Source organism: Streptomyces sp. NPDC053755 (assembly GCF_040677675.1).
Taxonomy (GTDB): Bacteria; Actinomycetota; Actinomycetes; order Streptomycetales; family Streptomycetaceae; genus Streptomyces.
The window spans coordinates 1-26389 of record NZ_JBFASK010000044.1; the positions used below are offsets into that span (position 1 = coordinate 1).

Sequence of the window (26389 nt, forward strand, 5' to 3'; positions counted from 1 at the left end):
CGTCCTCTCGGCCCTCGGCAAGTCCGACGAGCTGCTGGACATCGCGCTCAAGCTGGAGGAGCACGCGCTCTCGGACGACTACTTCGTCTCGCGCAACCTCTACCCCAACGTGGACTTCTACACGGGTCTGATCTACCGCGCGATGGGCTTCCCGACCGAGATGTTCACCGTGCTCTTCGCGCTCGGCCGTCTTCCGGGCTGGATCGCCCAGTGGCACGAGATGATCAAGGAGCCGGGATCCCGCATCGGCCGCCCGCGCCAGATCTACACCGGCGAGGTCCTGCGCGACTTCGTCCCCGTCGAGGGCCGCTGACCTCAGGGACACACCGCCGAGAGGGCCGGGGGCCATCGCCTTCCGGCCCCCGGCCCGGCCTTCGGGCCGCCGAAGGAAAAGCGCCCCGCCACCGATCCCCCCACGGGTCGGTGCGCGGGGCGCTTCCCATATCCCCGGTGCGGATTCCCCCCACGGGATCCGGGCCGGGCGTCTGCCGGTTCGACAGAAGCTACGCGGGTCTGCGCGGTCTGCCGGGGTACGTACGGGAGGGCCGCTCAAAGCTCCCCGGTGCACGTGCCCCGGCCAACGCTTGCCTGGGACGTCCCCCAAGACATCCCATGAACGTCCCCCAAGACGTTCTCGGCATCGCCCACTTAGACTCGCGAACGGCCCGAATGGTTACCCCCAAATATCTGTGATCTAGGTCTCTTTGTGAAGGTCCTGTGCGGTCACGTGTAGGTGAATTCACGTGAACCTTCGGAGTCGGAGGCTGTTGGTGACGACGAAAACGGATGAAAACGCCATCGCGAGGCCGGCGATCATGGGGTTGAGCAGCCCCGCGGCCGCCAGAGGCAGCGCCGCCACGTTGTAGCCGAAGGCCCAGACCAGGTTGCCCCTGATCGTGGCCAGGGTCCGCCGCGCGAGGCGGATGGCGTCCGCCGCGACCCGCAGGTCGCCGCGCACCAGCGTCAGATCGGCGGCCTCGATGGCCGCGTCCGTGCCCGTGCCCAGGGCGAGGCCCAGATCGGCCACGGCGAGCGCGGCGGCGTCGTTCACCCCGTCGCCGACCATCGCGACCGTCCGCCCCTCGCTCTGCAGGCGGCGGATCACGTCGACCTTGTCCTGCGGCAGCACCTCGGCGTGGACCCGGTCCGCCGGGATCCCGACCTCCGCCGCCACCGTCTCGGCCACCGCGAGGCCGTCACCGGTCAGCAGGACCGGTGAGAGGCCCAGGGCGCGCAGCCGCGCCACCGCCTCGGCGCTGGTCGCCTTGACCTCGTCGGCGACGGTCAGGATCCCGCGGGCCCGGCCGTCCCAGGCGACGTGCACCGCCCCGGGAGCCGTGGGTCCGGACACCTCGATCCCCTCCGCCTCCAGGAGGGCGGCGCGGCCCACGAGGACCCGGTGGCCGTCGACCGAGCCGCGCACGCCCAGACCGGGGACGTTCTCGAACGCCTCCGGCACGGGCAGCCCGGCCCCCGACGCCCCCAGCCGCTCGGCTGCGCCTGCCGCGACGGCCCGGGCGACCGGGTGCTCGGAGGCGTGCTCGACGGCGCCCGCGAGGCGCACCAGCTCGGTCTCGTCCTCCCCCTCGTACGCGTACACCTTGCTCAGCGTCATCCGGCCGGTGGTGACCGTCCCGGTCTTGTCCAGGACGACGGTGTCGACGCGGCGGGTGGACTCCAGGACCTCCGGACCCTTGATCAGGATGCCGAGCTGCGCCCCGCGGCCGGTGCCGACCATCAGGGCCGTCGGAGTGGCGAGGCCCAGTGCGCAGGGGCAGGCGATGATCAGGACGGCGACCGCCGCCGTGAAGGCGGCCGTGGTGTCACCGGTCGCCCCCAGCCAACCGGCCAGGGTTCCGACCGCGATGAGCAGCACCACGGGCACGAAGACGGCGGAGATCCGGTCGGCCAGGCGCTGGACCTGCGCCTTGCCGTTCTGCGCGTCCTCCACCAGCTTGGCCATCCGGGCCAGCTGGGTGTCCGCGCCGACCCGCGTGGCCTCGACGACCAGCCGGCCCGAGGTGTTGACGCAGCCGCCGGTCACGGCGTCCCCGGCCGTCACGTCGACCGGCAGCGACTCACCGGTGAGCAGGGAGGCGTCGACGGCGGAGAGGCCGTCGGTGACGGTGCCGTCGGTGGCGATCTTCTCGCCGGGCCGTACGACGAACCGGTCGCCGGGGCGCAGCGCGGCCACCGGGACGCGTACCTCCGCGCCGTCCCGCAGGAGGCTCACGTCCTTGGCGCCCAGCTCCATCAGCGCGCGCAGCGCCGAGCCGGCCTTCCGTTTGGCGCGGGCCTCCAGGTGGCGGCCGAGCAGGATGAACGTCACGACTCCGGCCGCGACCTCCAGATAGATGGTGGCGGCCCCGTCGGTGCGGCCGGCGACGAGGTCGAAGCCGTGGCGCATGCCGGGCATGCCCGCGGTGCCGAGGAAGAGCGCCCAGAGCGACCAGCCGAAGGCGGCGAGCGTGCCGACCGAGACGAGGGTGTCCATCGTGGCGGCGCCGTGGCGGAGGTTGGTCCAGGCGGCCCGGTGGAAGGGGAGACCGCCCCAGACGACGACGGGGGCGGCGAGGGTGAGCGACAGCCACTGCCAGTTGTCGAACTGCAGGGCCGGGACCATCGCGAGCAGGACCACCGGGGCGGCGAGGGCCGCCGAGACGGTCAGACGCGTGCGTGACGCGGAGAGGTCCGGGTCCGTCGCGCGCTCCCGGGGGGACGGCCCGGTCTGCGGGTCCGCCGTCGGCGGCGCCGGCGGCTCGGGCCGCGGCGGCGGGGGCTCCTCGGCGGTGTATCCGGTCTTCACGACCGTCGCGATCAGATCGGCGACGGCCACCTCGGCCGCGTGCTCGATCCGTGCCTTCTCCGTCGCGTAGTTGACGGTCGCGGTGACCCCGTCCATGCGGTTGAGCTTCTTCTCCACGCGGGCCGCGCAGGAGGCGCAGGTCATTCCGCCGATGGTCAGCTCGGTGCTGCGCAGGGCGGCGGTGGACGGACTGGCGGTGCTGGGAGGCATGCGCGTTTCCAAGGGGAGCAGGGCCGTACCGTTCTCACAGTACGGCCCTGCTCGGACATGCGGGGTGGCCGGTGGGGTCCCGGGACCCGGCCCCGGGGGCGTCCCGGTACGGCGGTACGGCGGTGCGGAAGCCGTCGGGAAGCCGTCGGGGGATCCGTACCGGAGTCCGGTGACGCCGGGGTCTCCGAGCGCGCGCCGGGGGTTCGGCCGGCGGCCGGACGCGGCCTTCGCCGGGGGTGGGCCGGCGGTCAGACGCGGCCGAGCAGTTCGTAGCCGGCCTCGTCGACGGCGGCGCGTACGGCGGCCTCGTCGAGCGGGGCCTCGGAGACCACGGTGACCTTGCCGGTCGCGGCGACGGCCGTCACGGAGGAGACGCCGGGGATCTCGGAGATCTCGCCGGAGACCGCGCCTTCGCAGTGGCCGCAGGTCATGCCCTTGACGTCGTAGACGGTGGTGACGGCGCCCGTGGGCACCTCGTCGGCGCCGTCGTGACACGAGCCGGTCGACGAGCAGCAGCCGCTGGTGACCTGGGGGAGTTCGGTCTTCGTCTCGGCGGTCATGGCGTTCTCCTCTGCGAGCGTGGCGGTACTGGGCCGTACACCCGTCCACCATATACCTACCCCTAGGGGGTATCGATTCCGCCTCGCGCCCCGCTGTCGGGGGAAGTGCCGCGAGTACGGGTCAGGAGGTCGGCGCCGCGGTGAGCGGGTCCCGCAGGTTCGCGTCGCCGATGACCGGGTCGAGATAGCGCAGCAGGACCCGCTTCAGCTCGTCGATCACGGCGTCCCGCTCGGGGCCCTCGGGGGCGGCGAGGACCAGGGCGAGGCCGCCCTTGAAGATGGCGAAGGTCATGTCGGCGATCCGGGCGGCCTCCGCGGCCGGCAGGTCCGGGAGGTAGTGGCCGAGCAGGTCCCCGATCCGGGCGAGCAGTGAGGCGTGCAGGGCGTCGTGCTCCTCGGCGATGCGGCCGGGGATCTCCGAACCGTGCATCAGGGCGAGGAAGACCGGGTTCTGGCAGTTGAACTCGATCAGCGGGTCGACGACCGCGTCGAGCAGCTCGGGCAGGGGCAGCTCGAAGTTCTCCGGGGTGAACGCCTGGCCGTGCGCCTCCCGCATCTGGTGCAGCAGGCGGTCGCCCAGCTCGACGGCGATCGCCTCCTTGTTGGGAAAGTACTGGTAGAGCGTGCCCGGCGAGACGCTCGCCTCGCGGGCGATCGCGTTGGTGCTGGTCGCCGTGTAGCCGTTCGCGCAGAAGACGTTCGCGGCGGCCTGGAGGAGCTGTGCGATGCGGCGCTCGCCGCGTGCCTGGCGGCGGCGCGGCCTGGGTTCGCCGGACTCCTCGGACGTGCCGCTTCCCTGCGGGCTCTCGGACATGGCTGTCCCCAGCTTTCGTGGACCTGTTTGACAAACACGAGTGGTCGCTCGCATTCTTGGGAAACGCGAGCGATGACTCGTGTTTGTCAGTCTATGGCAAAGGGCGACCCATGCGGCCTGCCGGGAAGCGAGCGCATGGGTCACGGTGAAGGGGACACCGCGTGATGGCCGAAGTCAAGAAAGCAGCACCCGTCCGAGGCGGGGGGTGGACGCGGTTCGTCACGGCCCGGCCCCGCCTCTCCCTTGTGGCGGCCCTGGTGATCACCGCCCTCGCGGTCTTCGCGGGCAGCGGCGTCGCAGACCGGATGGGCAGCGGCGGCTGGGAGGACCCGGACGCCGAGTCCACGTACGCCACCGAGGTCCTGGAGCGGGAGTTCCCCGCGTCCCAGGCGAACCTGCTGCTGCTCCTCGACGCGGGCGCGGCAGGGGTCGACGCCCCCGGCGTCGCCGCGGAGGCGCGGAGGATGGACGAACGGCTCGACGCCGAGCCGGGCGTGAGCGGCGTCGGTTCCTATTGGAGGACCGGCTCCCCGGCCCTGCGATCCGAGGACGGGCGCCAGGCGGTGATCGTCGCCCGCATCGACGGCGACGAGAAGGCGGCCGGCGAGATCCTCCAGCGGATCGCCCCCGAGTACCGGGGCGAGCGCGGCCCGGTCGAGGTGTCCGTGGGCGGACCCCTGGCCGTGCGGCACGAGATGCAGGCCATCATCCAGGAGGACCTGCTGCGCGCCGAGTTGATCGCGCTGCCGGTGACGCTCGTCCTGCTGGTCATGGTCTTCGGCAGCGCGGTCGCCGCCCTGCTGCCGCTGGGGATCGGGATCGTCGCCATCCTGGGCACCAACGCCGTGCTCCGCGGGATCACCGAACTCACCGACGTGTCCGTCTTCGCCCAGAACCTCACCACCGCGCTCGGCCTCGGGCTCGCCATCGACTACGCCTTGTTCGTGGTCCGCCGGTTCCGCGAGGAACTGGCCAGCGGGGCCGACCCGCGCACCGCCGTGGGCACCACGCTGCGCACCGCCGGGCGCACCGTGCTCTTCTCCGCGCTGACCGTCGCCGTCTCGCTCGCCGCCATGCTCGTCTTCCCGCAGTACTTCCTGCGCTCCTTCGCCTACGCCGGGATCGCGGTGGTGCTGCTCGCCGCCGCGGCGGCGCTGATCCTGCTTCCCGCCGCCCTGATGCTGCTCGGCGAGCGGGTCAACGCCCTGGACCTGCGGCGCCTGTTCCGGCGCGGCGCGGCCGAGCGGGCCGGTGCCGCGGTGCGGACGGACGGGGGTCCGGGCGGGCGGGCCGGCGCCGGGCGCGGCCCCGGGGCGGGGTGGGGCAGGACCGCCGCGCTGGTGATGCGGCGGGCCCCCGTCTTCGCCGTGGTCACCACCGTCGGGCTCCTCCTCCTCGGACTGCCCTTCCTGGGCGTCCGCTTCGGCACGGCCGACGACCGCCAGCTGCCGGCCACCGCCGAGTCCCGCGTCGTCCAGGACCGGCTGCGGGACGGCTTCCCAGGGGACCCCGGCGGCGGTCTCACGGTGCTCGCCGAGGGCCGGGCCACCCCCGCGCAGTACGCCGAGTACCGCCAGCGGATCGGGGCCCTCGACGGTGTCGCACGGGTGGAGGGCCCGGTGACCTCCGGGACCGGGGAGAAGTCCTACGCCGTCTTCACCGTGCTGCCCGAAGGCGAGAACGTCGGCGAGAACGCCCAGCGGGTCGTCGGCGAACTCCGGGAGCGGGAAGCGCCCTTCGACACGTCCGTGACCGGTGCGGCGGCGGTCCTGGTCGATTCCAAGGACGCCATAGCCGACCGTCTCCCGTGGGCCCTCGCGATCATCGTGGTGGTCACGCTGCTCCTGGTCTTCCTGCTCACCGGAAGCGTGCTCATACCCCTCCAGGCCGTCGTCCTCAACGCCCTCAGCCTGACGGCGATGTTCGGAGCGGTGGTCTGGGTCTTCCAGGAGGGGCATCTGTCCGGGCTGCTCGGATTCACCGCCACCGGCGACATAGAGACGACCCTGCCGGTGCTGATGTTCTGCGTCGCCTTCGGACTCTCCATGGACTACGGCGTCTTCCTCCTCTCCCGGATCAAGGAGGAGTACGACGCGACCGGCGACCACGAGCACTCGGTACGGTTCGGCCTGCGGCACACCGGCGGGCTGATCACGGCGGCCGCCGTCATCCTGGCCGTCGTGATGGTCGCCATCGGGACCTCCCGGGTCACCAACACCAAGATGCTGGGCCTCGGTGTCGCCCTCGCCGTTCTCATGGACGCGATGGTCGTGCGCAGCCTCCTGGTCCCGGCGGTCATGAAGCTGACCGGCCGTCTCACCTGGTGGGCCCCGGGGCCGCTGCGCCGCTTCCACGACCGGTTCGGCATCAGTGAGGGCGGCACACCGGCCCCGGGCCCGCGTGCCGAGCCCGAGCGGGCCATGGAGCCCGCCGGGCGGTAGGCCGTGTCCGGGGACTCTCTCCGGACACGCGGACGGCCCCGCATCGGATCGGGGGGGCGGGGCCGTCTCGTTCGGTCGGAAGGGTGCTGCGGGGGTCAGTCCCGGCGGCTCCGGTTGCCGGGGCGGTTGGCGACCCAGGCGCGGATGGTGTCCGCGTACCAGTAGGGCTTTCCCGACTCCACATGGTCGGGTGGCGGCAGCAGACCGTGCTTCCGATAGGAACGGACCGTGTCCGGCTGCACCTTGATGTGCGCCGCGATGTCCTTGTAGGACCAGAGCCTTCTGTCCGTCATGTATGGCACCTCCCTGCGCGCCTCGCAGCGGCGGCGGGGGTGCCGTTCGGGGGAGCTGCGGGGCCGGCGCTGGCGATCACTGAGCCTGTGCCCCTTGAACGACCCCTTCGGACGAGAGGAGAGCGGCTGTCGTGCGGCTGTGACGGAAAGCCCGCGTAATGGAGATATGTGTGACGACAGGGGGACGGATGTGACGTAAGCGGCGCACGGTCACATCGGCGTGGCGGCGGGCTTTCCGCTCGGCTCCGTGAACGCCCTCAGGCCCCGCAGGAGCGCAGGAAGCGCCGGGTGCGGACCGCGATCGGGTAGGGCCTGTCCGGTTCGCACGGGTACATGTCCTGCTCCACGATGGCGAAGAGGTCCACGTCCAGGGCCTGGGCCGCCGTCAGGACCGGTTCCAGGGCCGGCACTCCGGAGGGCGGCTCGCACATCACGCCGCGGGCCACGGCCGGTCCGAAGGGGACCCCGTCCGCGACGACCCCCGCCAGGACCTCCGGGTCGACCTGCTTGAGGTGGAGGTAGCCGATCCGCTCGCCGTAGGTCTCGATCAGCTTGACGCTGTCGCCGCCGCAGTAGGCGTAATGGCCGGTGTCCAGACAGAGCGAGACGAGGTCGGGGTCGGTGGCGTCCAGGAAACGCGCCACGTTCTCCTCGCTGTCGACATGGGTGTCCGCGTGCGGATGGACGACGATCCGCAGGCCGTAGCGTTCCCGGACCTCGTGGCCGAGGCGCTCGGTCAGGCCGGTCAGCTGCCGCCACTGTTCGGCGGTCAGGGTGCGGTCCTCCAGGACCTCGCCGGTCTTGTCGTCCCGCCAGAAGGAGGGGATGACGACCAGGTGCTCCGCTCCCACCGCCTGGGCGAGAGCCGCGTTGTCGGCGACGTGCGCCCAGGTCCTCTCCCAGACGGACGGACCGTGGTGCAGCCCGGTGAAGACGGTCCCGGCGGAGACCTTCAGGCCCCGGCGGCCGGTCTCGTCGGCCAGGATCGCCGGATCGGTGGGCAGGTAGCCGTAGGGCCCCAGCTCGATCCACTCGTAGCCGGCCCCGGCGACCTCGTCGAGGAAGCGGTGCCAGGGCACCTGCCGGGGATCGTCGGGGAACCAGACGCCCCAGGAGTCGGGGGCGGAGCCGATACGGATACGGGACAGTGGCGACGGCTTCGTCATGAACGTCACCTTGGCCGGGTTCGCGAAGACGCGTCAAGACGGTCGTCCGAATGTCAGGACATAGCGTTGACATGGCTCCGGGCAGGCGGCTAGACCTGGGTGCGGGGCCGAGGCGAGAGGTGGCGCATGCGGACGGAGCCGTACGACCTGATCACGATGGGGCGCATCGGCGTGGACCTGTATCCGCTGCAGATCGGGGTGCCGCTCGCCCGCGTGGAGAGGTTCGGCAAGTTCCTGGGCGGCTCACCCTCGAACGTGGCGGTCGCGGCGGCGCGGCTCGGGAGGCGCACGGCGCTCATCACCCGGACGGGCGCCGACCCCTTCGGCGAGTATCTGCACCTCGCGCTAAGGTCGTTCGGCGTCGACGACCGGTGGGTGACCTCCGTCGAGGCGTATCCGACGCCGGTCACCTTCTGCGAGATCTTCCCGCCCGACGACTTCCCCCTCCACTTCTACCGGCAGCCCAAGGCGCCGGACCTGGAGATCCACCCGTCCGAACTGGATCTCGCGGCGATCCGCTCCGCCCGCGCGTTCTGGGTGACGGGGACGGGCCTGAGCGCCGAGCCGAGCCGGGCGTCGACCCTGGGTGCGCTGCGGGAACGGGGCCGCCGGGACGTGACCGTCCTCGACCTGGACTGGCGCCCGGCGCTCTGGAAGGACCCCGACGAGGCGCCCGCCCTCTACCGCGCCGCCCTGTCCACGGCGACGGTCGCCGTCGGCAACCTCGACGAGTGCGAGGTCGCCACCGGGGAGCGCGAGCCCCATGCCGCCGCCCGCGCCCTGCTGGACGCCGGAGTCCGGGTCGCGGTCGTCAAACAGGGCCCCAAGGGCGTCCTCGCGATGACCGCCGACGGTGAGAGCGCCGAGGCGGAGCCGCTGCCGGTCGACGTCGTCAACGGCCTGGGCGCCGGCGACGCGTTCGGCGGGGCGCTCGCCCACGGCCTGCTGGCCGAATGGGACCTGGACCGCGTGCTCCGCTACGCCAACGCCGCCGGGGCGATCGTCGCCGGCCGGCTCGCCTGCTCGTCCGCCATGCCGTACGACGACGAGATCGCCCGCGCCCTCGCCGCCGGCACCGGTTCGATCCCGGAGCGCACTCCATGACGGCGGTACCCGCGGGGGCCGCCCCCACGCGGGCGAACCACCCGACCACCCCTCCCCACCCGCGAGGCCCCCGGACGACCCGAGCGCGGCGCCACCCACGCCCGCCCGCCCCTCGCGGCGCCGCCCGTGCCCGCCCGCGCCGGTCTCGTCCCCGCGTCCCCGGCCCCCGCGTCCCGAGCGCGGCGCGGCGCCGCCCGTGCCCGCCCACGCCCGTGCCCGCCCACGCCCGCTGTCCGTGGCGACTCGCCCCCGCCGGCGGAAGGTGTCGGCGCCGCGGCGAGTCCGCCGGTGGAAGGGGTAGGCACAGGACCATGAACTCCCTGCATCTGCCCGCCGGGACCGCCTCCCGCGGCCCCTACGCCGTCGACATCGACCCCGCACGGGCCGACTGGCGGTATTCCTCCCTGCGCGTTCTCGAACTCCGCCCCGGACAGAGCCATCTCCTGGACACTGGGGACAGTGAATGGATCGTGCTTCCGCTCGCCGGCGGCTGTACGGTGCGGCTCGACGACGAGACCTTCTCGGTGCACGGCCGCGAGAGCGTGTTCGGCGGAGTCTCCGACTTCGTCTACGTGCCCCGCGACACCCGGGCCCAGATCGCCTCCGGCGCGGGAGGCCGCTTCGCTTTGGCAGGAGCGAAGTGCGAGCGACGACTCCCCGCTCGCTACGGCCCCGCGCCGGAGGTTCCCGTCGAGGCCCGCGGAAGCGGCTCCCAGGCCCGTCAGGTGCGCAACTTCGCCGCGGCCGGGGCCTTCCCCTGCGACCGGCTGATCGCCGTCGAGGTGATCACCCCGGGCGGCAACTGGTCCTCCTACCCGCCGCACAAGCACGACGAGCACCGCCCCGGCACGGAGTCCGAGCTGGAGGAGATCTACTACTACGAGATCCGGCGCGGCGGCCTCGGCTACCAGCGCGTCTCCCCCTCCCGCCCCGGCGGCGCCGACCTCCTCGCCGAGGTCGCCGGCGGTGACGCCGTCCTCGTGCCGGACGGCTGGCACGGCCCGTCGATCGCCCAGCCCGGGCACGACATGTACTACCTCAACGTCATGGCGGGACCGGGCGCCGAGCGGGAATGGAAGATCAGCTTCCACCCCGACCACGCGGAGGGATACACGTGCCCGCACTGACCGTCGCCCAGGCGCTGGTGCGCTTCCTCGCCGCCCAGTACACCGAACGCGACGGTGTGCGAAGCCGGTTGGTCTCCGCCACCTGGGGCATCTTCGGCCACGGCAACGTCGCCGGCGTCGGCCAGGCCCTGCTGGAGTACGCCGATGTCATGCCGTACCACCAGGGCCGCAACGAACAGGCGATGGTGCACGCGGCTGTCGGCTACGCCCGCCAGTCCCACCGGCTCTCCGCCCACGCCGTCACCACCTCCATCGGACCCGGCGCCACCAATCTCGTCACCGGCGCCGCCCTCGCCACCGTCAACCACCTGCCGGTGCTGCTGCTGCCCGGGGACGTCTTCGCCACCCGCCCCGCCGACCCCGTCCTCCAGCAGCTCGAAGTCCCCTACGCCGGTGACGTGTCCGTGAACGACTGTCTGCGGCCGGTCTCGAAGTACTTCGACCGGATCACCCGCCCCGAAGCGCTGATCCCGGCCGCGCTCGCCGCCGCGCGGGTCCTCTCCGACCCCGTCGAGACCGGCGCCGTGACGCTCGCGCTCCCGCAGGACGTGCAGGCGGAGGCGTACGACTGGCCGGAGGAGTTCTTCGCCGAACGGATCTGGAGGGTGCGCCGCCCACGCCCCGACGCGGACGAGCTCGACGCGGCGGCGCGGGCGATCCGGGGCGCCTCCCGGCCGCTCGTCGTCGCCGGCGGCGGGGTGAAGCACAGCGGCGCCGAGGACGCGCTGCGCGCCTTCGCCGAACGGGCCCGGATCCCCGTCGCGACCACCCAGGCGGGCAAGGGCGTCCTGGCGTACGACCACCCCTGTGACGTCGGCGGCATCGGTCACACGGGCACCGCCACCGCCGACGAGCTCGCCGCGGCGAGCGACCTCGTCATCGGCGTCGGCACCCGCTACACCGACTTCACCACCGCCTCCTCCACCCTCTTCGCCCGGCCGGGCGTGCAATTCGTGAACCTCAACATCGCCGGGTTCGACGCCCATAAACTCGGCGCCCTGCCGCTCGTCGCCGACGCCCGCGAGGGCCTCACCGCCCTCACCGAGGCACTCGGCCGCCCCGCCCCCGACGACTCCGGTCACGGCGAGCGTCCCGGCGCCGAGGACGCGTGGGCCGCCGCCAAGGCGGCCTGGGAGCGGCGCGTCGACGCCGCCTACGCCGTGCCGGACGAGGACGCCCGCCCCACCCAGGCCCAGGTCCTCGGCGTCCTCGACACTCTGGTCACCGGGGACGACATCCTGATCAACGCGGCCGGCTCGCTCCCCGGCGACCTGCACAAGCTGTGGCGGGCCCGTTCCGCCGACCAGTACCACGTCGAATACGGCTACTCCTGCATGGGGTACGAGATCCCCGCCGCGATCGGCGTCGCGCTCGCCGCTCCCCGGCGGCCCGTCTGGGCCCTCGTCGGCGACGGGACGTATCTGATGAACCCCACCGAAATCGTCACCGCGGTGCAGGAGGGGCTGGCCATCACGGTGGTGATCCTGCAGAACCACGGCTACGCCTCCATCGGCGGGCTCTCCACGGCGGTCGGCGGCGAGGGGTACGGCACCGCCTACCGCCACCGGGCCCCCGACGGGAGCTTCACCGGCGCGCCCCTCCCCGTCGACCTGGCCGCCAACGCGGCCTCCCTCGGCATGCGGGTGCTGCGCGCCCGCACCGTACGTGACCTGCGAGAAGCCCTCGCCGACGCCCGAGCGTCGGCCGTTCCCACATGTGTCTACACGGAGACCGAAACGCCCGACACAGTGTCGGGCCCGCCCCCCGCCCAGGCGTGGTGGGATGTTCCCGTGGCCGAGACCGCGACCCGCTCGTCGGCGGTCCGGGCACGGGAGGAGTACGACCGGCACGTCACCGCCCGCCGCCGCCACCTGTAACAGCCAGAAGGAGCATTCCGTCATGACGAAGACCGTCAACCACTGGATCGGTGGCAAGACCGTCGAGGGCACGTCGGGCAACTGGGGCCCGGTCACCGACCCGGCCACCGGTGCCGTGACCACACAGGTGGCCCTGGCCTCCGTCGAGGAGGTCGACGCGGCCGTCGCCGCCGCGAAGACCGCGTTCGAGAGCTGGGGCACCGCCTCGCTGGCGCAGCGCACCACGATCCTCTTCCGGTTCCGGGCGCTCCTCGACGCCAACCGTGACGCCATCGCCGAGCTGATCGTCGCCGAGCACGGGAAGGTGCACTCCGACGCGCTCGGCGAGGTCGCCCGCGGCCTGGAGATCGTCGACCTGGCCTGCGGCATCACCACGCAGCTGAAGGGCGAGCTGTCCACCCAGGTGTCGAACCGGGTGGACGTGGCCTCGATCCGGCAGCCCGTCGGCGTGGTCGCCGGCATCACCCCGTTCAACTTCCCGGCCATGGTGCCGATGTGGATGTTCCCGATCGCCATCGCGTGCGGCAACACCTTCATCCTCAAGCCGAGCGAGAAGGACCCCTCCCCGTCGCTGAAGATCGCCGAGCTGCTCGCCGAGGCGGGCCTGCCGGAGGGCGTCTTCAACGTCGTGCACGGCGACAAGGTCGCGGTGGACCGGCTCCTGGAGCACCCCGACGTGTCGGCGGTCTCCTTCGTCGGCTCGACGCCGATCGCCCGCCACATCCACACCACCGCCTCGGCCCACGGCAAGCGCGTGCAGGCGCTCGGCGGCGCGAAGAACCACATGCTGGTGCTGCCGGACGCGGACCTCGACGCGGCGGCGGACGCGGCGGTCTCGGCGGCGTACGGCTCCGCCGGCGAGCGCTGCATGGCGATCTCCGCGGTCGTCGCGGTCGGCGCCATCGCGGACGAGCTGGTGGAGAAGATCCGCGAGCGCGCCGAGAAGATCAAGATCGGCCCCGGCGACGACCCGACCTCCGAGATGGGCCCGCTCATCACGGCCGTCCACCGCGACAAGGTCGCCTCCTACGTCCACGGCGCTGCGGCCGAGGGCTGCGAGGTCGTCCTTGACGGCACGGGCCACACGGTCGAGGGGTATGAGAACGGCCACTGGATCGGCCTCTCGCTCCTGGACAAGGTGCCCACGACGGCGAAGGCGTACCAGGACGAGATCTTCGGCCCGGTGCTGTGCGTGCTGCGCACCGAGACGTACGAGGACGGTGTCGCGCTCATCAACGCCTCGCCGTTCGGCAACGGTACGGCCATCTTCACCCGCGACGGCGGCGCCGCCCGCCGCTTCCAGATGGAGATCCAGGCGGGCATGGTCGGCGTGAACGTGCCGATCCCGGTGCCGGTGGGCTACCACTCCTTCGGTGGCTGGAAGGACTCGCTCTTCGGCGACCACCACATCTACGGCAACGACGGCGTGCACTTCTACACCCGCGGCAAGGTCGTCACCACCCGCTGGCCGGACCCGTCCGAGGCCCCGGCGGGCGTGGACCTGGGCTTCCCGCGCAACCACTGAACCGGGCGCCTGTCGCGCACCCTCCGATGAACCGCGCGTGGACCGCGCACCCCGCGGGCCCGTCCGGAGCCTTCTCCGGCCGGGCCCGTGCACCCCGTTAAGAAGTGGCCCCCGGATGTGCCCCCGCGGCATTCTGGGGGCCATGTCCGTGCCGCCGAAATACCAGATCCGCGCCCGGTACACCGACTCCACGGTGACCGTCCATCAGGCGTACGACCCCTCCATCGGGCTCCCGGCCGCCCGTGACGGTCGTTTCCCCGCCGCGTGGAAGCGGGACCGGATGACGTGGATCAAGCCGTCGTTCCTGTGGATGATGTACCGCTGCGGGTGGGGGCTGAAGGAGGGGCAGCAGACCGTCCTCGCGGTCGAGATCACCCGCGAGGGCTTCGAATGGGCGCTGCGGCACGCCTGCCTGTCGCACTTCGTCCGGGAGATCCACTCCGACCATGACGCCTGGAAGCGGGAGCTGCGGCGGTCCCCGGCCCGGGTCCAGTGGGACCCCGAACGGGATCTGCGCCTGACCGCGCTGCCGTACCGCTCCCTCCAGCTGGGGCTCGCGGGGGAGGCGACCCGGCTCTACGCGGACCGGTGGATCGTGGGCGTACGGGACGTCACGCCGCTGGCGCACGAGATCCACGCGCTCGTGCGGGACGGCCGGCTCGACGACGCCAGGACGAAGCTGCCCGAGGAGCGGCCGTACCCGGTGGGTCCGGACCTCCTCGGGCGGCTCGTCGCGGAGGGGCCGAGCCGGAGCGCCGTCTGAGCGTGCGCGGTGCGCGGGTGCGGGCGGGCTAGAACACCGAGTGGAGCAGCTTGTTCGGGGAGCCGGTCCTCGCGTCCTGGACCTTGCCGCTCGTGGCGTTGGCCACCAGCGCGTCACGGACCTGGGCGGGCGTCGCCGTCGGGTGGCCCGAGAGGTAGAGGGCCGCGACACCCGCCGTGTGCGGGGCCGCCATGGAGGTGCCCGAGATCGTGTTCGTCGCCGTGTCGCTGTCCTTCCACGCCGACGTGATGGACACGCCGGGCGCGAACAGGTCGACGCACGTGCCGTAGTTGGAGAAGGAGGCGCGCTTGTCGGCGGAGTCCGTGGCTCCGACGGTGATCGCCTCGGCCACGCGGGCCGGGGAGTAGTTGCACGCCTTCGCCGGCAGGCCGAGGAAGTTGCCGTTGCCCGCCGCGACGGCGTAGCTGACGCCCGAGGCGATGGAACGCCTCACCGCGTCGTCCAGCGAGGTGGCGGCCCCGCCGCCCAGGCTCATGTTGGCGACCGCCGGCTTGACCGCGTTGGCCGTCACCCAGTCCACGCCCGCGATGACCCCGGCGGTCGTGCCGGAGCCGTTGCAGTCCAGCACCCGTACGGCGACCAGCTTCGCGGCCTTGGCGACGCCGTACTTCGCGCCGCCGACGGTGCCCGCCACGTGCGTGCCGTGGCCCTGGCAGTCCTGGCCGTTCTGCCCGCCGCCGACCGTGTCGGTGCCGACCGTGGCCCGGCCGCCGAACTCGCTGTGCGAGGTGCGGATGCCGGTGTCGATGATGTAGGCGGTGACGTTGGGCGCGGTCGTGGCGTAGGTGTACGTCGTCGACAGCGGGAGGTCCCGCTGGTCGATCCGGTCCAGGCCCCAGGTGGCGGCCGTCTGGGTGTCGGCGAGCCGGACGGTCCGGTTCTGCTCGACGTACGCCACCCGCGGGTCGGCGGCCAGGGACGCGGCCCGTGCCCGGGACATCGTCGTCGAGAAGCCCTTGAGGACGGAGCGGTAGACGTGGCGGGAGGTCACGCCCAGGTCGTCGGCGCGGGTCGAGCCGTCCTTGAGGACGACGATCCAGCTGTTCTCGACGGCCAGGGAGGCGGGGGCGAGCCGCAGATCGCCGAGCGGGGCGGTGGGGGCGCCCTGGGCGGTGGGGGAGGCGAGGAACTGGAGGCCGGCCGCGAGCGCGAGGACGGGGACGAGCGCTCCGACGCGGCGGGATATGGAGGTCATGTGGTGGGGCACCTGGACCTTTCGTGAAGGGGATCGCGGCCGCGCACCCGTACGCGGGGTAGGGGTGCGCGTGACGCGAAGGCGTCCCACAGGGTCTCGTGTTGTCATGTGCCGCACAAGAGCCCGTCAGTGGTCCTTCGGTGCGAACTCCCACGTCAACATGGCGAACACGCCGTCGTCCGCCGCGCCCGTCGACCGGTACGTCGCCAGCGCCGGGTCGTTGTCCGTGTCGACCCCGACCCAGGCGTCGTAACAGCCCCGCTCCCGCGCCACCGCCACCAGCGCCCGCGTCAGCGCCCCGCCGATCCCACGCCGCCGGTACCGCTCGTCAACCGACAGCTCGTACAGACACATCTCCGTCCCCTTGTCCGGGTGCAGCATCTCGATCCCGGAGACCAGACCCGCGGGAAACCCGTCCTCCGCGTACGCGATCAGCATCAGGTGCCCGGGCGCGGCCAGGAAGCGCTCAGCCCATTCCGGCCGCGGCGGGCCGTCGTAGAGGTGCTCCGCCGCCAGCAGCTCGGCCACCGTCGTCGCCTGCCGGATCTCCATGCACGGCCCCTTCGGGTCCACGGCGCGCGTACCGCGTCTGGTGTACGGCGACCGTACTGCGTACGACTCGAGGAGGCCGCCGAATTCCGCCTGCGGGCAGCCGAGCCGCCCAGCGGACCCGCCTAGGCTCACCAGCATGAAGCTCCGACTTCCCCGGTGGGCCGCGGTCACCGCGGCCCTCGCCCTGCTCGCGGGCGCCGGCACATGGACGGCCGTCGCCACCGGCGAACCCCCGCCCGTGGGCCGCGCGGACCAGATGCTCGACGTGCCCGGGGCACGCATCGACACCTCCTACTTCACCGCCGGACCCGCCTCGGAACGCCGGCCGGCGGTCCTGCTCGGGCACGGCTTCGGCGGGTCCAAGGACGACGTCCGGTCCCAGGCCGAGAAGCTCGCCCGCGAGGGATACGCCGTCCTCACCTGGTCCGCGCGCGGATTCGGGGCCTCCACCGGGCAGATCGGCCTCAACGACCCCGACCACGAGGTCCAGGACGTCCGGGGGCTCGTCGACTGGCTCGCGAAGCGGCCCGAGGTACGGCTCGACAAGGACGGCGACCCACGCGTCGGGGTCACCGGCGCCTCCTACGGCGGCGCGATCGCCCTCCTCGCCGCCGGACACGACCCGCGGGTCGACGCGATCGCCCCGCAGATCACCTACTGGAACCTGGCCGACGCGCTCTTCCCGGAAGGGGTCTTCAAGAAGCTCTGGGCGGGGATCTTCTTCTCGTCGGGCAATCAGCCGGGCGGCCTCCAGCCGGGCGGCCCGCGGCAGGGCGAGGACCAGGACGACCGGCAGGGCGGGCAGCCGGCAGGCTCCCGGCCCGGCCCCCGCGCCGCGGCCGCCGGGCCCTCCGCCTGCGGGCGCTTCACCCCCGAAGTCTGCGCCCTCTACGAACGCGTCGCCGTCGCAGGGAAGCCCGACGCCGCCGCCCGCGCCCTCCTCGAAGCCCGCAGCCCGTCGGCCGTCGGCGACCGCATCAAGGTGCCCGCCCTGATCGTGCAGGGCCAGTCCGACTCGCTCTTCCCGCTCTCCCACGCCGACGCCATGGCGAAGACGATCGCCGCCAACGGCGCCCCCGTGGCCGTCGACTGGATCGCAGGCGGCCACGACGGCGGCAACCGCGAGGCGGACCGCGTCGAGGCACGGGTCGCCGGCTGGTTCGACCGCCATCTCAAGGGCGACGAGGGCGCCGACACCGGCCCCGCCTTCCGCGTCAGCCGCACCGGCGGGGTCGACTCCACCGACGGCCGGGCGCTGCTGCGCGGTGCGACCGCCGCCGCCTATCCGGGGCTCTCGGCCGGCGCCGCCTCCCTGCCGCTCGACGGCGACGGGCCGCGGACCTTCCGCAACCCGGCGGGAGCCAACCCGCCCGCCATCTCCGCCGTCCCTGGGATCGGCGGCGGCCTGTCCCAGCTGTCCTCGCTCGGCGTCGGTCTCTCCCTCGACTTCCCCGGCCAGTTCGCCGCCTTCGACGCGCCGCCGCGCTCCACACCCCTGCGGATCACCGGATCGCCCACCGTCCGCGTGAAGGTCGCCTCCGACAGCGCCGACGGCTCCGCCGTCCTCTTCGGCAAGGTGTACGACGTCGGGCCCGACGGACGCCGGCAGGTGCTGCCGGCCCAGCTCGTCGCCCCCGTCCGGGTGGACGACGCCCGCCAGGGCAGGAGCGTCACGCTGACCCTTCCCGCGATCGACCACGAGGTGGAGGCCGGCCACCGGCTGCGGCTCGTGCTCGCCGCCACCGACCTCGGCTACGCCTCCCCGGCCGCCCCCGCCACGTACACGGTCGCGGTCGAGAGCGGACTGACCGTGCCGACCGCGCCCGCCGTCGCCACCCAGGCGGCCGGAACGCCCTGGTGGGTCTGGGGCCTTCCGCTCATCGGACTCGCGGTGGCCGCGGCCCTGCTGCTCACCTCCCCCCTGGCGTTCGGCAAGGGCGGCGCCCGTCGTCGCACCACGGCCGCCGCCCCTGAGCCCGCGTCGGCCGCCGTACCGCTCCAGATCACCGGACTGACGAAGAAGTACGCCAAGTCCTCCGACCGGTACGCCGTACGGGACCTGTCCTTCCGGGTCGAGCAGGGCCAGGTCCTCGGACTCCTCGGGCCCAACGGCGCCGGCAAGACCACCACGCTGCGCATGCTCATGGGCCTCATCACGCCCGACGACGGCGAGATCCGGGTCTTCGGGCAGGCCATCAGCCCCGGCGCCCCGGTCCTCTCGAGGGTCGGCGCCTTCGTGGAGGGCGCGGGCTTCCTGCCGCACCTGTCCGGCCGGGACAACCTGGACCTCTACTGGAAGGCCACCGGCCGCCCCGCCGAGGACGCGCACACCGAGGAGGCGCTGCGGATCGCCGGCCTCGGCGACGCGCTCTCCCGCTCCGTCCGGACGTACTCGCAGGGCATGCGACAGCGGCTCGCCATCGCCCAGGCCATGCTCGGGCTGCCGGATCTGCTGATCCTGGACGAGCCGACGAACGGACTCGACCCGCCGCAGATCCGCGAGATGCGGGACGTGATGATCCGGTACGCGGCCGGCGGCCGGACCGTCATCGTCTCCAGCCACCTCCTGTCGGAGGTCGAGCAGTCCTGCACCCATCTCGTGGTCATGGACCGGGGCAGGCTGGTCCAGGCGGGACCGGTCGCCGAGATCATCGGCGCCGGTGACACGCTCCTCGTGAGCCTCGGTGGGCCCGTCGACGCGCCGCTGGTCGACAAGATCGCCGCGCTGCCCGGGATCGACTCCGTGGTCCGGGCCGACGACGGGCTCCTCGTCCGGCTCGACGGTGCCACCGCCACCGAGCTGATCGGCGAACTCGTCCGGCTCGACGTGCCCGTGACCGGTGTGGGACCGCACCGGCGCCTCGAGGACGCGTTCCTCACCCTGATCGGAGGAGGATCCGCATGAGCGGGACCGCGGAACTGGTGGAGACCGCTCCCGGCTACCGGGCGCGCCGCACCCTGCCGCTGCGCGTCGAGGCCGTACGGCAGCTGAAGCGGCGCCGCACCCTCGTCATGGGCGCGGTACTCGCCGCCCTGCCGTTCGTGCTGATCATCGCCTTCGCGATCGGCGGCACCCCGGACGGCAGCGAGAACGGCCGCATCACGCTGATGGACACGGCGACGGCGTCCGCCGCGAACTTCGCGGCGACCTGTCTCTTCGTCTCGGCGGGCTTCCTCCTCGTCATTCCCGTCGCGCTCTTCTGCGGGGACACGGTGGCCTCCGAGGCCGGCTGGTCCTCGCTGCGCTACCTCCTCGCCGCGCCCGTGCCCCGGGCCCGGCTGCTGTGGTCCAAGCTGGCGGTGGCCCTGGGCTTCAGCGCGGCCGCGATGGTCCTGCTGCCGCTCGTCGCCCTGACCGCGGGCACGGTCGCCTACGGCTGGGGGCCCCTGCGTCTGCCCACCGGCGGCTCGCTGCCGGCCGCGGAGACCCTGCCCCGGCTCGCGCTCGCCGTCGCCTTCATCTTCGTCTCCCAACTGGTCACGGCGGGTCTGGCGTTCTGGCTCTCCACGCGCACCGACGCACCGCTGGGAGCGGTCGGCGGCGCGGTCGGTCTGACGATCGTCGGCAACGTCCTGGACGCGGTGACGGCGCTCGGATCCTGGCGCGACTTCCTCCCGGCGCACTGGCAGTTCGCCTGGGCGGACGCCCTGCAGCCCCAGCTGGAGTGGGCCGGGATGGCGAAGGGGGCGGCGGTCTCGGTGACCTACGCGCTGATCCTCTTCGCCCTTGCCTTCCGGGGCTTCTCACGCAAGGACATCGTGTCCTAGCGACAGGTGCGCCGGGGTCGCGCAGACGGGTCACAGCCACCCCCTTCGAGCCGCTTCCGCTCCCGCGCGGAAGCGGCTCGTCGTACCCAGGGCGTGCATCAGCTCGCCCACCCGGCGGCTGTACGTGCGCGGCGACATGCCGAGGCGGGCGGCGGCGGCCTCGTCCGTGAGGCCGGAGAGGAGCGCCTCCAGGACCGGGCGGAGCTGCGGGGTCAGCTCACGCGAGGGGGCGGTCGCGCCGACCAGCTCCTCGCCCGCGTCCCAACTGAGGTGATGGGCGCGCACGAGGGCCTGGACGACGACCGGGTCGCGGATCAGGAGCAGGCCGTTGTGGAGCAGCTCCAGATCGAGAGGGACAGCCGCGACCGTGCGGTCGACGACGATCATCTTGAAGGGGATCGCGTCCGTCAGCCGGGCCTGACCGGGCGTGTCGACCATGCCCGCCACGTGGGCGAGGGCGTGGCGCGGCACGATCCGTCTGACCTCGCGAGCCTGCTCCGCCGCGGCCCGCATGCACGCTCCCGCCAACTCCAGGAACGGCTCGGGGATCGCTCGGCCCGCGGAAGCGGCGGGGTCGTCGAAGGTCAACAGCTCGTGCCGCGCCGAGGCGGCGAGGCCGGCCAGCGCGGCGCTGATCCGGCGCGTCCCGCGCACCGGGCGCCCCGGCGGCCGCTGCGCCTCGGATGCTGCCCGGCTCATCGCCGTCCGGGCGAGCATCAAGGAGCCCGCTGTCTCTGACACCGCTCACCACCCCCGCCCGATCGGTGTGCCACTCCATGTACGCACGCGACTGCACACGGTGACAACCCCTGTTGAAAAGGATGGCGACTCCATGCCATAGGCATCCTCACCCCTTCGCCGTTGCCGCATCGAGATCCATCCGCAACCCCCTCGACTGCTCTTCCCGGCCCTCTCGGACGTCCCATACACAAGTGCCGAGACACAAGGGGGAGATGAGATGCACCGACGACGGATGCGGATCACCGCGGGGATCCTGGCCGCCGGACTGTGGGCGACCGGGTGCGCGGGCGGGTCCGGCTCGGACGGGACGGCCGCCGACAGGGCCGCGGGCGAGCGGGCGCCGGCCGCTCCGGACGCACGGCCCTCGCCGGCCGCGCCCGGCGCGCCCGCCGCACCGGAGGCGGGGGCGGCCGAGGGCGAGCAGCGGTCGCGGCCGCCCGCCCCCGACTGGCTGTCCACCTTCGCGCTGGACGTGGACACCGCCTCGTACGGATACGCCCGCCGCACCCTGTCCGAAGGCCGGCTGCCGGACCCGGCGACCGTACGGCCCGAGGAGTTCGTCAACAGCTTCCGGCCCGACTACCCCCGGCCGAAGGACGACGGGTTCGGCGTGACGGTCGACGGGGCGCGGACCGGCGCGGAGGGGTGGTCGCTCGTCCGGGTCGGTCTCGCCACCCGGGCGGCCGACCGCAAGGGCGAACGCCCGCCCGCCGCCCTCACCTTCGTCGTGGACATCTCCGGCTCGATGGCGGAGCCGGGCCGGCTGGACCTCGTGAAGGAGTCCCTCGGTCTGCTCGCCGGCGAGCTGCGCGACGACGACTCGGTCGCGCTGGTCACCTTCAGCGACCGCGCGGAGACCCGGCTGGGCATGACGCGGGTGGGTGGGAACCGGCAGCGGATCAAGAGCGCCGTGGCCGAGCTCGCCACCTCGTCCTCCACCAACGTCGAGGCCGGTGTGCGCACCGGGTACGACGTCGCCGTCGCGGGCCGCCGCGAGGGCGCCGTCAACCGGGTGGTGCTGCTCTCCGACGCCCTCGCCAACTCCGGCGACACAGAGGCGCGGTCGATCCTGAACCGGGTCGACGAGGAGCGCCGGGAGTACGGGATCACGCTCTTCGGGGTCGGCGTCGGCAGCGACTACGGCGACGCGTTCATGGAGCAGCTCGCCGACAAGGGCGACGGCCACACGACGTACGTCTCCACCCGCGCCCAGGCCCGCAAGGTCTTCGTGGAGCAGCTGCCCGCCCACGTCGAGCTGCGCGCGCGGGACGCCAAGGCGCAGGTCGCCTTCGACCCGACGACGGTGGAGAGCTTCCGGCTGATCGGGTACGAGAACCGGGAGGTCGCCGACGAGGACTTCCGCGACGACCGGGTCGACGGCGGCGAGGTGGGCGCGGGGCACACCGTCACGGCGCTGTACGCGGTCAGGACCCGGCCCGGCCGGACGGGCCGGCTGGCGACGGCGACGGTCCGCTGGCTCGACCCGGCGTCCCGCGCCCCGCGCGAGCGGTCCGGGTCGGTGGCGACGGACGCGCTCACCTCGTCCGTCTGGGCGTCGGGGCACGACAGCCTGCAACTGACGGCCGTGGCGGCGTACTTCGCCGACGCGCTGCGCGGCGGCGATCTGCCGGGCGCGCCGCCGCTCTCCCGGCTCGCGGCCTACGCGGGCGCGATCGCCGAGCGGGGGGACTCCGCGGTGGTCCGGGAGCTGACGGAGTCGATCCGGCAGGCGGACCGCCTCAGGGGCCCCGACGGCGGGGCGCGACCGGAGTCCGGGGATCCGTACGGCGGTTGATCCACAGGGGCTGCGGACCGGCCGTGGGCACCCCCATGATGGAGCCCATGGCCACCCTGCTGCTCGCCCTCGCCGTCGCCGCCACCGGTCTCTACGCCGGTTTCATGCTGATCTTCCGTACGGGGATCATGCCGGCCCTGGCGCGGCTCGACGACGCCGCCTTCGTGGACGCCATGCGACGGATCAACGAGTACGTTCCCCGGCCTCTGTTCCTCGTCGTGTTCCTGGGGGTCGCGGCCTTGCCCGTCGCGGCCCTCCTCGTCCCCGTCGACGGGCGCACGGAGACCCAGAAGTGGCTGGTCCTCGCCGGGGCGGTGTGCGCCGTGCTCAACCACCTGGTCACGATCGGCGGCAACGTCCCGCTCAACACGGCGCTGGCCGCATCGGAGAGCACCGGCGAGAGCCCGGCTGCCGTGCGGGCGACCTTCGAGAAGCGGTGGAACGGCTTCCATCTGATCCGTACGGCCCTGGTCACCGCGGCGTTCGGGCTGCTGACCGCCGCGGCGGCCGGCTGACCGCCGTGCCTTCCGGCGGGTCAGGAGTGCGCGGGCAGGTTCGCGACCGAGGTGATCGCCGTGAAGAGGACCGCGTCGTCCTGGCGCCCGACGACCCGGAGCAGACGTTCGCTGGTGCCGGGGTAGTCCACGGCCGGCTCGGTCTCGATCCAGCAGGGGCTGCCGAACTCCGCGTACCGGTGGAAGGTGGAGTCCATCGCCATCGGCATCACGACCTGGCCCTCGGGGGCGAGCGAGTGCACCGCCTGGCGGGCCGCCTCCAGCAGGACCATGCCGGGTATGTGGTCGCCCGGGTGGTCGAAGAGGACCGGGTGGCGGGTGTCGACGCGCAGCCGCCACCGCTCGGGGCGGTCGGCAGGGGTGAGCACCACGTCGAAGGCGTCGCGGCGGCCGACCACGCGCGGCTCCACGGGCGGGGTGGGCGGCACGGACGCGTCGAGCGTCGCGTCGATGCGGTCGGCGCGCAGCCGGCGGTAGACCTCGGGGCTGGTGCAGGTGTAGCGGGCGTTGCCGGTGGCGAGGGTGCGGCCGTTCTCGCTGATCACGACCTCGTAGGCGAGCCCGGTCAGGCGTCCGGCGCGGCGGCGGATGTCCGAGCAGGTCACGTCGAGGCGCAGGTCGGCGGGCGCGCCGCCGACGGCCATCATGCCGGGCACGACACGGTAGTTGAGCTCCCACATGAGGAACTGGTGGCCGATCGGCACGCCGAAGCCGACGTGGGCGAGCAGGGCACCGACCTGGCGGATCGTCTCCGCGGCCATCATCGGGTCGTAGTGCGTTCCGCCGAGGGGGCCGAAGAAGGAGTGGGCGCGCGGCCACTGGGCGCTCAGGGTGAAGTGCGCCTCGTCCGAGCGGGACCAGTCGGCGGCCAGGAACACCTCCGCGAGCGCGGCCCGGTGGACGTACTCACGGGGAGCCGTCGTGGTGAGCCGGGGCATGGCTTCGGGGTCCACGATGTCGGTCGCAGCGGGCATCTGCAGCATGAGATCCCTCGATTAGGGGCCTATTAAGAAGATTCGGGCGATCAGCAGGCGGAAGTTACGAACTCGTGGGTCGGTTTGGCAACCATGTGGGTACGGTTCTGTCAGGTCGGTGCACGACCGGTATGGAATTCGCGGGGCGTCCGTGGAGCGCGCCGGGGAGGACGTCAGGCGTCAACGCCGCCTGTCAGGGCGGCGGGTGTCCGCCTCGTGAGACCCCAGGGTTCACGAAGGAGGTTGCTTCGGGTATCTTCCAGGCTGCCGGAAATCTGTACCGCCAGGTTTGTTTCTCGGGCCTCCGAGACACCGGTTCGAGTGGGTGCGTCACGATCCGAGCGATTCGCCCCGGTAAGACCGGCTCGCCGATCGGCTGTCCCTGGGAGACCACCGTGGAACCTCTGCGTCAGATACGCCTTGCCGCCGTCAACATCGACGGCGTCCTGCTGAACGACACCTTCAGCCCGGTCATCCACCACTTCGTCACCAGCCGCGGGGGGCGTTACGACGCCGAGGTGGAGCGGGAGATCTTCTCCCAGCCCCAGCTCACCGCGGCCAAGGCCCTCGGCGCCGCCGCCGGACTCGACGCGAGTCCCGAGGCGGTGCTGGCCGCCTACTTCGAGGAGCGCGCCGACCACCTGGCGGCGCACCCGTTGCGGCTGCTCGACGGAGCCGTCGGCCTGCTGCTGCGGCTGCGCGGCGCGGGGCTCCTGACGGTCTGCTACGGCGGACTCGACAAGAGCCACTTCGACCGGCACCTGGGCGAGTGGGCGCACCTCTTCGACGGCCCCGGCTACGTCTGCACCAACGACTTCCGGCCCGGGCTGCACGAGATCACGACGGAGGTCTTCGGACTCCGCCACGACCAGGCCCTGTTCATCGACGACGTCGCGCGCGTCGCGGAGACCGCCAGGGAGCTGGGTGTCCCCTTCATCGGCCACCCCAGCGACTTCGCGCACGGTTTCCAGGGCGAACTGATGCGCGCGGCGGGCGTCCGGCACCTGGTGCGCTCGCTCGACGAGATCGACGAGCCCTTGCTGCGGACCCTCGACGACGAGGCCGCCGCCGGCCGCCTCTGGAACCACTGAGGCCTCCGTGGCGTATGTACACGAAGCCCCCTGGAGGATCGGCGTCCTGCCGACGGCGGGTCCGGCGCCCCGCCGGCAGCCGCCTCCCCTCCACCTGCCGAGGGAGACCACCGTCCCATGACCGCAGACCATCGCCTGCTGACCGACAAAGTCGCTCTGATCACCGGAGCGAGCAGCGGAATCGGAGCGGCCGCCGCCCGGGTCTTCGCCCGTGAGGGCGCCCGGGTCGTGCTCGCCGCCCGCCGCGAGGACCGACTCAAGACCCTGGTGGCCGCGCTGCGCGACGAGGGCGCCGAGGCCGAGTACGTGGTCGCGGACATCACCCGCCGCGAGGACACCCGGGCCGCCGTCGCGCACGCCGTGCGCACCTACGGGCGGCTGGACCTGGCCTTCAACAACGCCGGCTGGGGCACCCCGCGCGAGCCCCTGCACGAGATGGACGACGACCTCTACGACAGCATCATGGACGTCAACGTGCGCGGGACCTGGAACTGCCTGCGGGACGAGATAGCGGCCATGCTGCCCACCGGCGGCGGCGCGATCGTCAACAACAGCAGCGTCGGCGGTCTGCTCGCCACTCCGGTCGCCGCCCCCTACGTCGCCGCCAAGCACGCCGTCGTCGGGCTGACCAAGGCGGCCGCGGCCGAGTACGCGGCCCAGGGCATCCGTGTCAACGCGGTGGCTCCCGGGACGACGCGGACCGAGGTGGTGAGCGCGTGGTTCGACGCCGTGCCGGGCGTCGAGGCGGCCCTGCACGCCGCCACGCCCCAGGCACGCACCGCCGGGCCCGAGGAGATCGCCGAGGCGGCGGCGTGGCTCTGCAGTGACCGAGCGTCGTTCGTCACCGGTGTCACCATGCCGGTGGACGGCGGCTTCACGATGGTGTGACCGTGATGCCGACCCGTGCTCGGACGGGTTCCGCCCGCGGCCGGACGGCCCGCCCGGGACGGCTTGTGCCCCCTGCACGTATCCGTCCATACTTGCTGTTTTCAACTGTGAAGTGCGTGCAGGCACGGAGCGAGCGCGAGCGCCCCGAGGGGCTCCGGGCTAT

The 26389-nt window shown here is 72.9% G+C and carries 22 protein-coding genes; 13 read left to right on the forward strand and 9 right to left on the reverse strand.

Annotated elements, in window-relative coordinates:
• Positions 1-313 (forward strand): citrate/2-methylcitrate synthase (locus AB0K65_RS28860; protein ID WP_365721598.1); only part of this gene is annotated, 313 nt, incomplete at its 5' end.
• A 426-nt stretch (positions 314-739) separates the two neighbouring features.
• Here AB0K65_RS28860 and AB0K65_RS28865 read toward each other — a convergent pair.
• The 3 genes from AB0K65_RS28865 to AB0K65_RS28875 all read right to left on the reverse strand — a co-directional run bounded on the left by AB0K65_RS28865 (position 740) and on the right by AB0K65_RS28875 (position 4390).
• Positions 740-3016 carry a heavy metal translocating P-type ATPase gene (locus AB0K65_RS28865; protein WP_365721600.1) on the reverse strand — a complete coding sequence of 759 codons (2277 nt, stop codon included), beginning with the start codon at positions 3014-3016 and terminating at the stop codon, positions 740-742.
• Between the two features lie 248 nt (positions 3017-3264).
• Complete coding sequence (locus tag AB0K65_RS28870; protein WP_365721602.1) at positions 3265-3576, reverse strand: heavy-metal-associated domain-containing protein; 312 nt, start codon at positions 3574-3576, stop codon at positions 3265-3267.
• A 121-nt stretch (positions 3577-3697) separates the two neighbouring features.
• Positions 3698-4390, reverse strand: a complete 693-nt coding sequence (locus AB0K65_RS28875; protein ID WP_365721604.1) for a TetR/AcrR family transcriptional regulator — start codon at positions 4388-4390, stop codon at positions 3698-3700.
• Between the two features lie 164 nt (positions 4391-4554).
• On the opposite strand from AB0K65_RS28875, the gene AB0K65_RS28880 reads away from it, so the two are divergent.
• Complete coding sequence (locus AB0K65_RS28880) at positions 4555-6831, forward strand: MMPL family transporter (RefSeq protein WP_365721606.1); 2277 nt, start codon at positions 4555-4557, stop codon at positions 6829-6831.
• Between the two features lie 95 nt (positions 6832-6926).
• On the opposite strand, the gene AB0K65_RS28885 is transcribed toward AB0K65_RS28880, so the two are convergent.
• Both AB0K65_RS28885 and AB0K65_RS28890 read right to left on the reverse strand, forming a co-directional pair.
• Positions 6927-7124: a MerR family transcriptional regulator gene (locus tag AB0K65_RS28885; protein ID WP_362477803.1), complete on the reverse strand. Its 198-nt coding sequence runs from the start codon at positions 7122-7124 to the stop codon at positions 6927-6929.
• A gap of 257 nt (positions 7125-7381) precedes the next feature.
• Positions 7382-8290: a sugar phosphate isomerase/epimerase gene (locus AB0K65_RS28890; RefSeq protein WP_365721608.1), complete on the reverse strand. Its 909-nt coding sequence runs from the start codon at positions 8288-8290 to the stop codon at positions 7382-7384.
• 126 nt (positions 8291-8416) lie between these two features.
• Here AB0K65_RS28890 and iolC point away from each other — a divergent pair, with 126 nt between their 5' ends.
• The 5 genes from iolC to AB0K65_RS28915 all read left to right on the forward strand — a co-directional run bounded on the left by iolC (position 8417) and on the right by AB0K65_RS28915 (position 14686).
• Positions 8417-9394, forward strand: a complete 978-nt coding sequence (iolC, locus tag AB0K65_RS28895) for a 5-dehydro-2-deoxygluconokinase (protein WP_365721610.1) — start codon at positions 8417-8419, stop codon at positions 9392-9394.
• 311 nt (positions 9395-9705) lie between these two features.
• A complete protein-coding gene (gene iolB / locus AB0K65_RS28900; RefSeq protein ID WP_365721612.1) occupies positions 9706-10521 on the forward strand; it encodes a 5-deoxy-glucuronate isomerase in 816 nt (271 codons plus the stop codon).
• Positions 10467-12398, forward strand: coding sequence for a 3D-(3,5/4)-trihydroxycyclohexane-1,2-dione acylhydrolase (decyclizing) (gene iolD, locus AB0K65_RS28905; protein WP_365721614.1), 1932 nt, complete (start codon positions 10467-10469; stop codon positions 12396-12398). The genes iolB and iolD overlap by 55 nt, the downstream gene beginning before the upstream one ends.
• Before the next feature lie 22 nt (positions 12399-12420).
• Positions 12421-13923: a CoA-acylating methylmalonate-semialdehyde dehydrogenase gene (mmsA, locus tag AB0K65_RS28910; protein WP_365721616.1), complete on the forward strand. Its 1503-nt coding sequence runs from the start codon at positions 12421-12423 to the stop codon at positions 13921-13923.
• Positions 13924-14065: 142 nt separating this feature from the next.
• On the forward strand, positions 14066-14686 hold the full coding sequence (locus AB0K65_RS28915) for a DUF4291 domain-containing protein (RefSeq protein WP_365721618.1): 621 nt from the start codon (positions 14066-14068) through the stop codon (positions 14684-14686).
• Positions 14687-14714: 28 nt separating this feature from the next.
• Here AB0K65_RS28915 and AB0K65_RS28920 read toward each other — a convergent pair whose 3' ends face one another.
• Together AB0K65_RS28920 and AB0K65_RS28925 are read right to left on the reverse strand one after the other, a co-directional pair.
• Complete coding sequence (locus AB0K65_RS28920; protein ID WP_365721620.1) at positions 14715-15902, reverse strand: S8 family peptidase; 1188 nt, start codon at positions 15900-15902, stop codon at positions 14715-14717.
• A 126-nt stretch (positions 15903-16028) separates the two neighbouring features.
• Positions 16029-16454 carry a GNAT family N-acetyltransferase gene (locus AB0K65_RS28925; protein ID WP_365721622.1) on the reverse strand — a complete coding sequence of 142 codons (426 nt, stop codon included), beginning with the start codon at positions 16452-16454 and terminating at the stop codon, positions 16029-16031.
• Between the two features lie 136 nt (positions 16455-16590).
• On the opposite strand from AB0K65_RS28925, the gene AB0K65_RS28930 reads away from it, so the two are divergent.
• Together AB0K65_RS28930 and AB0K65_RS28935 are read left to right on the forward strand one after the other, a co-directional pair.
• Positions 16591-19359 carry an alpha/beta fold hydrolase gene (locus AB0K65_RS28930; protein ID WP_365721624.1) on the forward strand — a complete coding sequence of 923 codons (2769 nt, stop codon included), beginning with the start codon at positions 16591-16593 and terminating at the stop codon, positions 19357-19359.
• Complete coding sequence (locus tag AB0K65_RS28935) at positions 19356-20222, forward strand: ABC transporter permease (RefSeq protein ID WP_365721626.1); 867 nt, start codon at positions 19356-19358, stop codon at positions 20220-20222. The genes AB0K65_RS28930 and AB0K65_RS28935 overlap by 4 nt, the downstream gene beginning before the upstream one ends.
• Before the next feature lie 30 nt (positions 20223-20252).
• Here the strand turns inward: AB0K65_RS28935 and AB0K65_RS28940 are convergent, their stop codons facing one another.
• Positions 20253-20963 (reverse strand): DNA-binding response regulator, encoded by a 711-nt coding sequence (locus tag AB0K65_RS28940; RefSeq protein ID WP_365721628.1) that lies wholly within the window; start codon positions 20961-20963, stop codon positions 20253-20255.
• 217 nt (positions 20964-21180) lie between these two features.
• On the opposite strand from AB0K65_RS28940, the gene AB0K65_RS28945 reads away from it, so the two are divergent.
• Positions 21181-22758: a von Willebrand factor type A domain-containing protein gene (locus AB0K65_RS28945; protein WP_365721630.1), complete on the forward strand. Its 1578-nt coding sequence runs from the start codon at positions 21181-21183 to the stop codon at positions 22756-22758.
• A gap of 47 nt (positions 22759-22805) precedes the next feature.
• The gene (locus AB0K65_RS28950; RefSeq protein ID WP_365721632.1) at positions 22806-23273 is read left to right on the forward strand and encodes an anthrone oxygenase family protein; all 468 of its coding nucleotides are present in this window, start codon (positions 22806-22808) and stop codon (positions 23271-23273) included.
• A gap of 20 nt (positions 23274-23293) precedes the next feature.
• On the opposite strand, the gene AB0K65_RS28955 is transcribed toward AB0K65_RS28950, so the two are convergent.
• Positions 23294-24247, reverse strand: a complete 954-nt coding sequence (locus tag AB0K65_RS28955) for a ScbA/BarX family gamma-butyrolactone biosynthesis protein (protein ID WP_365721634.1) — start codon at positions 24245-24247, stop codon at positions 23294-23296.
• Between the two features lie 395 nt (positions 24248-24642).
• Between AB0K65_RS28955 and AB0K65_RS28960 the strand changes: the two genes are divergently transcribed.
• Both AB0K65_RS28960 and AB0K65_RS28965 read left to right on the forward strand, forming a co-directional pair.
• The gene (locus AB0K65_RS28960) at positions 24643-25338 is read left to right on the forward strand and encodes an HAD family phosphatase (RefSeq protein WP_365721636.1); all 696 of its coding nucleotides are present in this window, start codon (positions 24643-24645) and stop codon (positions 25336-25338) included.
• A gap of 117 nt (positions 25339-25455) precedes the next feature.
• Positions 25456-26226, forward strand: coding sequence for a glucose 1-dehydrogenase (locus AB0K65_RS28965; protein WP_365721638.1), 771 nt, complete (start codon positions 25456-25458; stop codon positions 26224-26226).
• Positions 26227-26389: the final 163 nt, after the last annotated feature.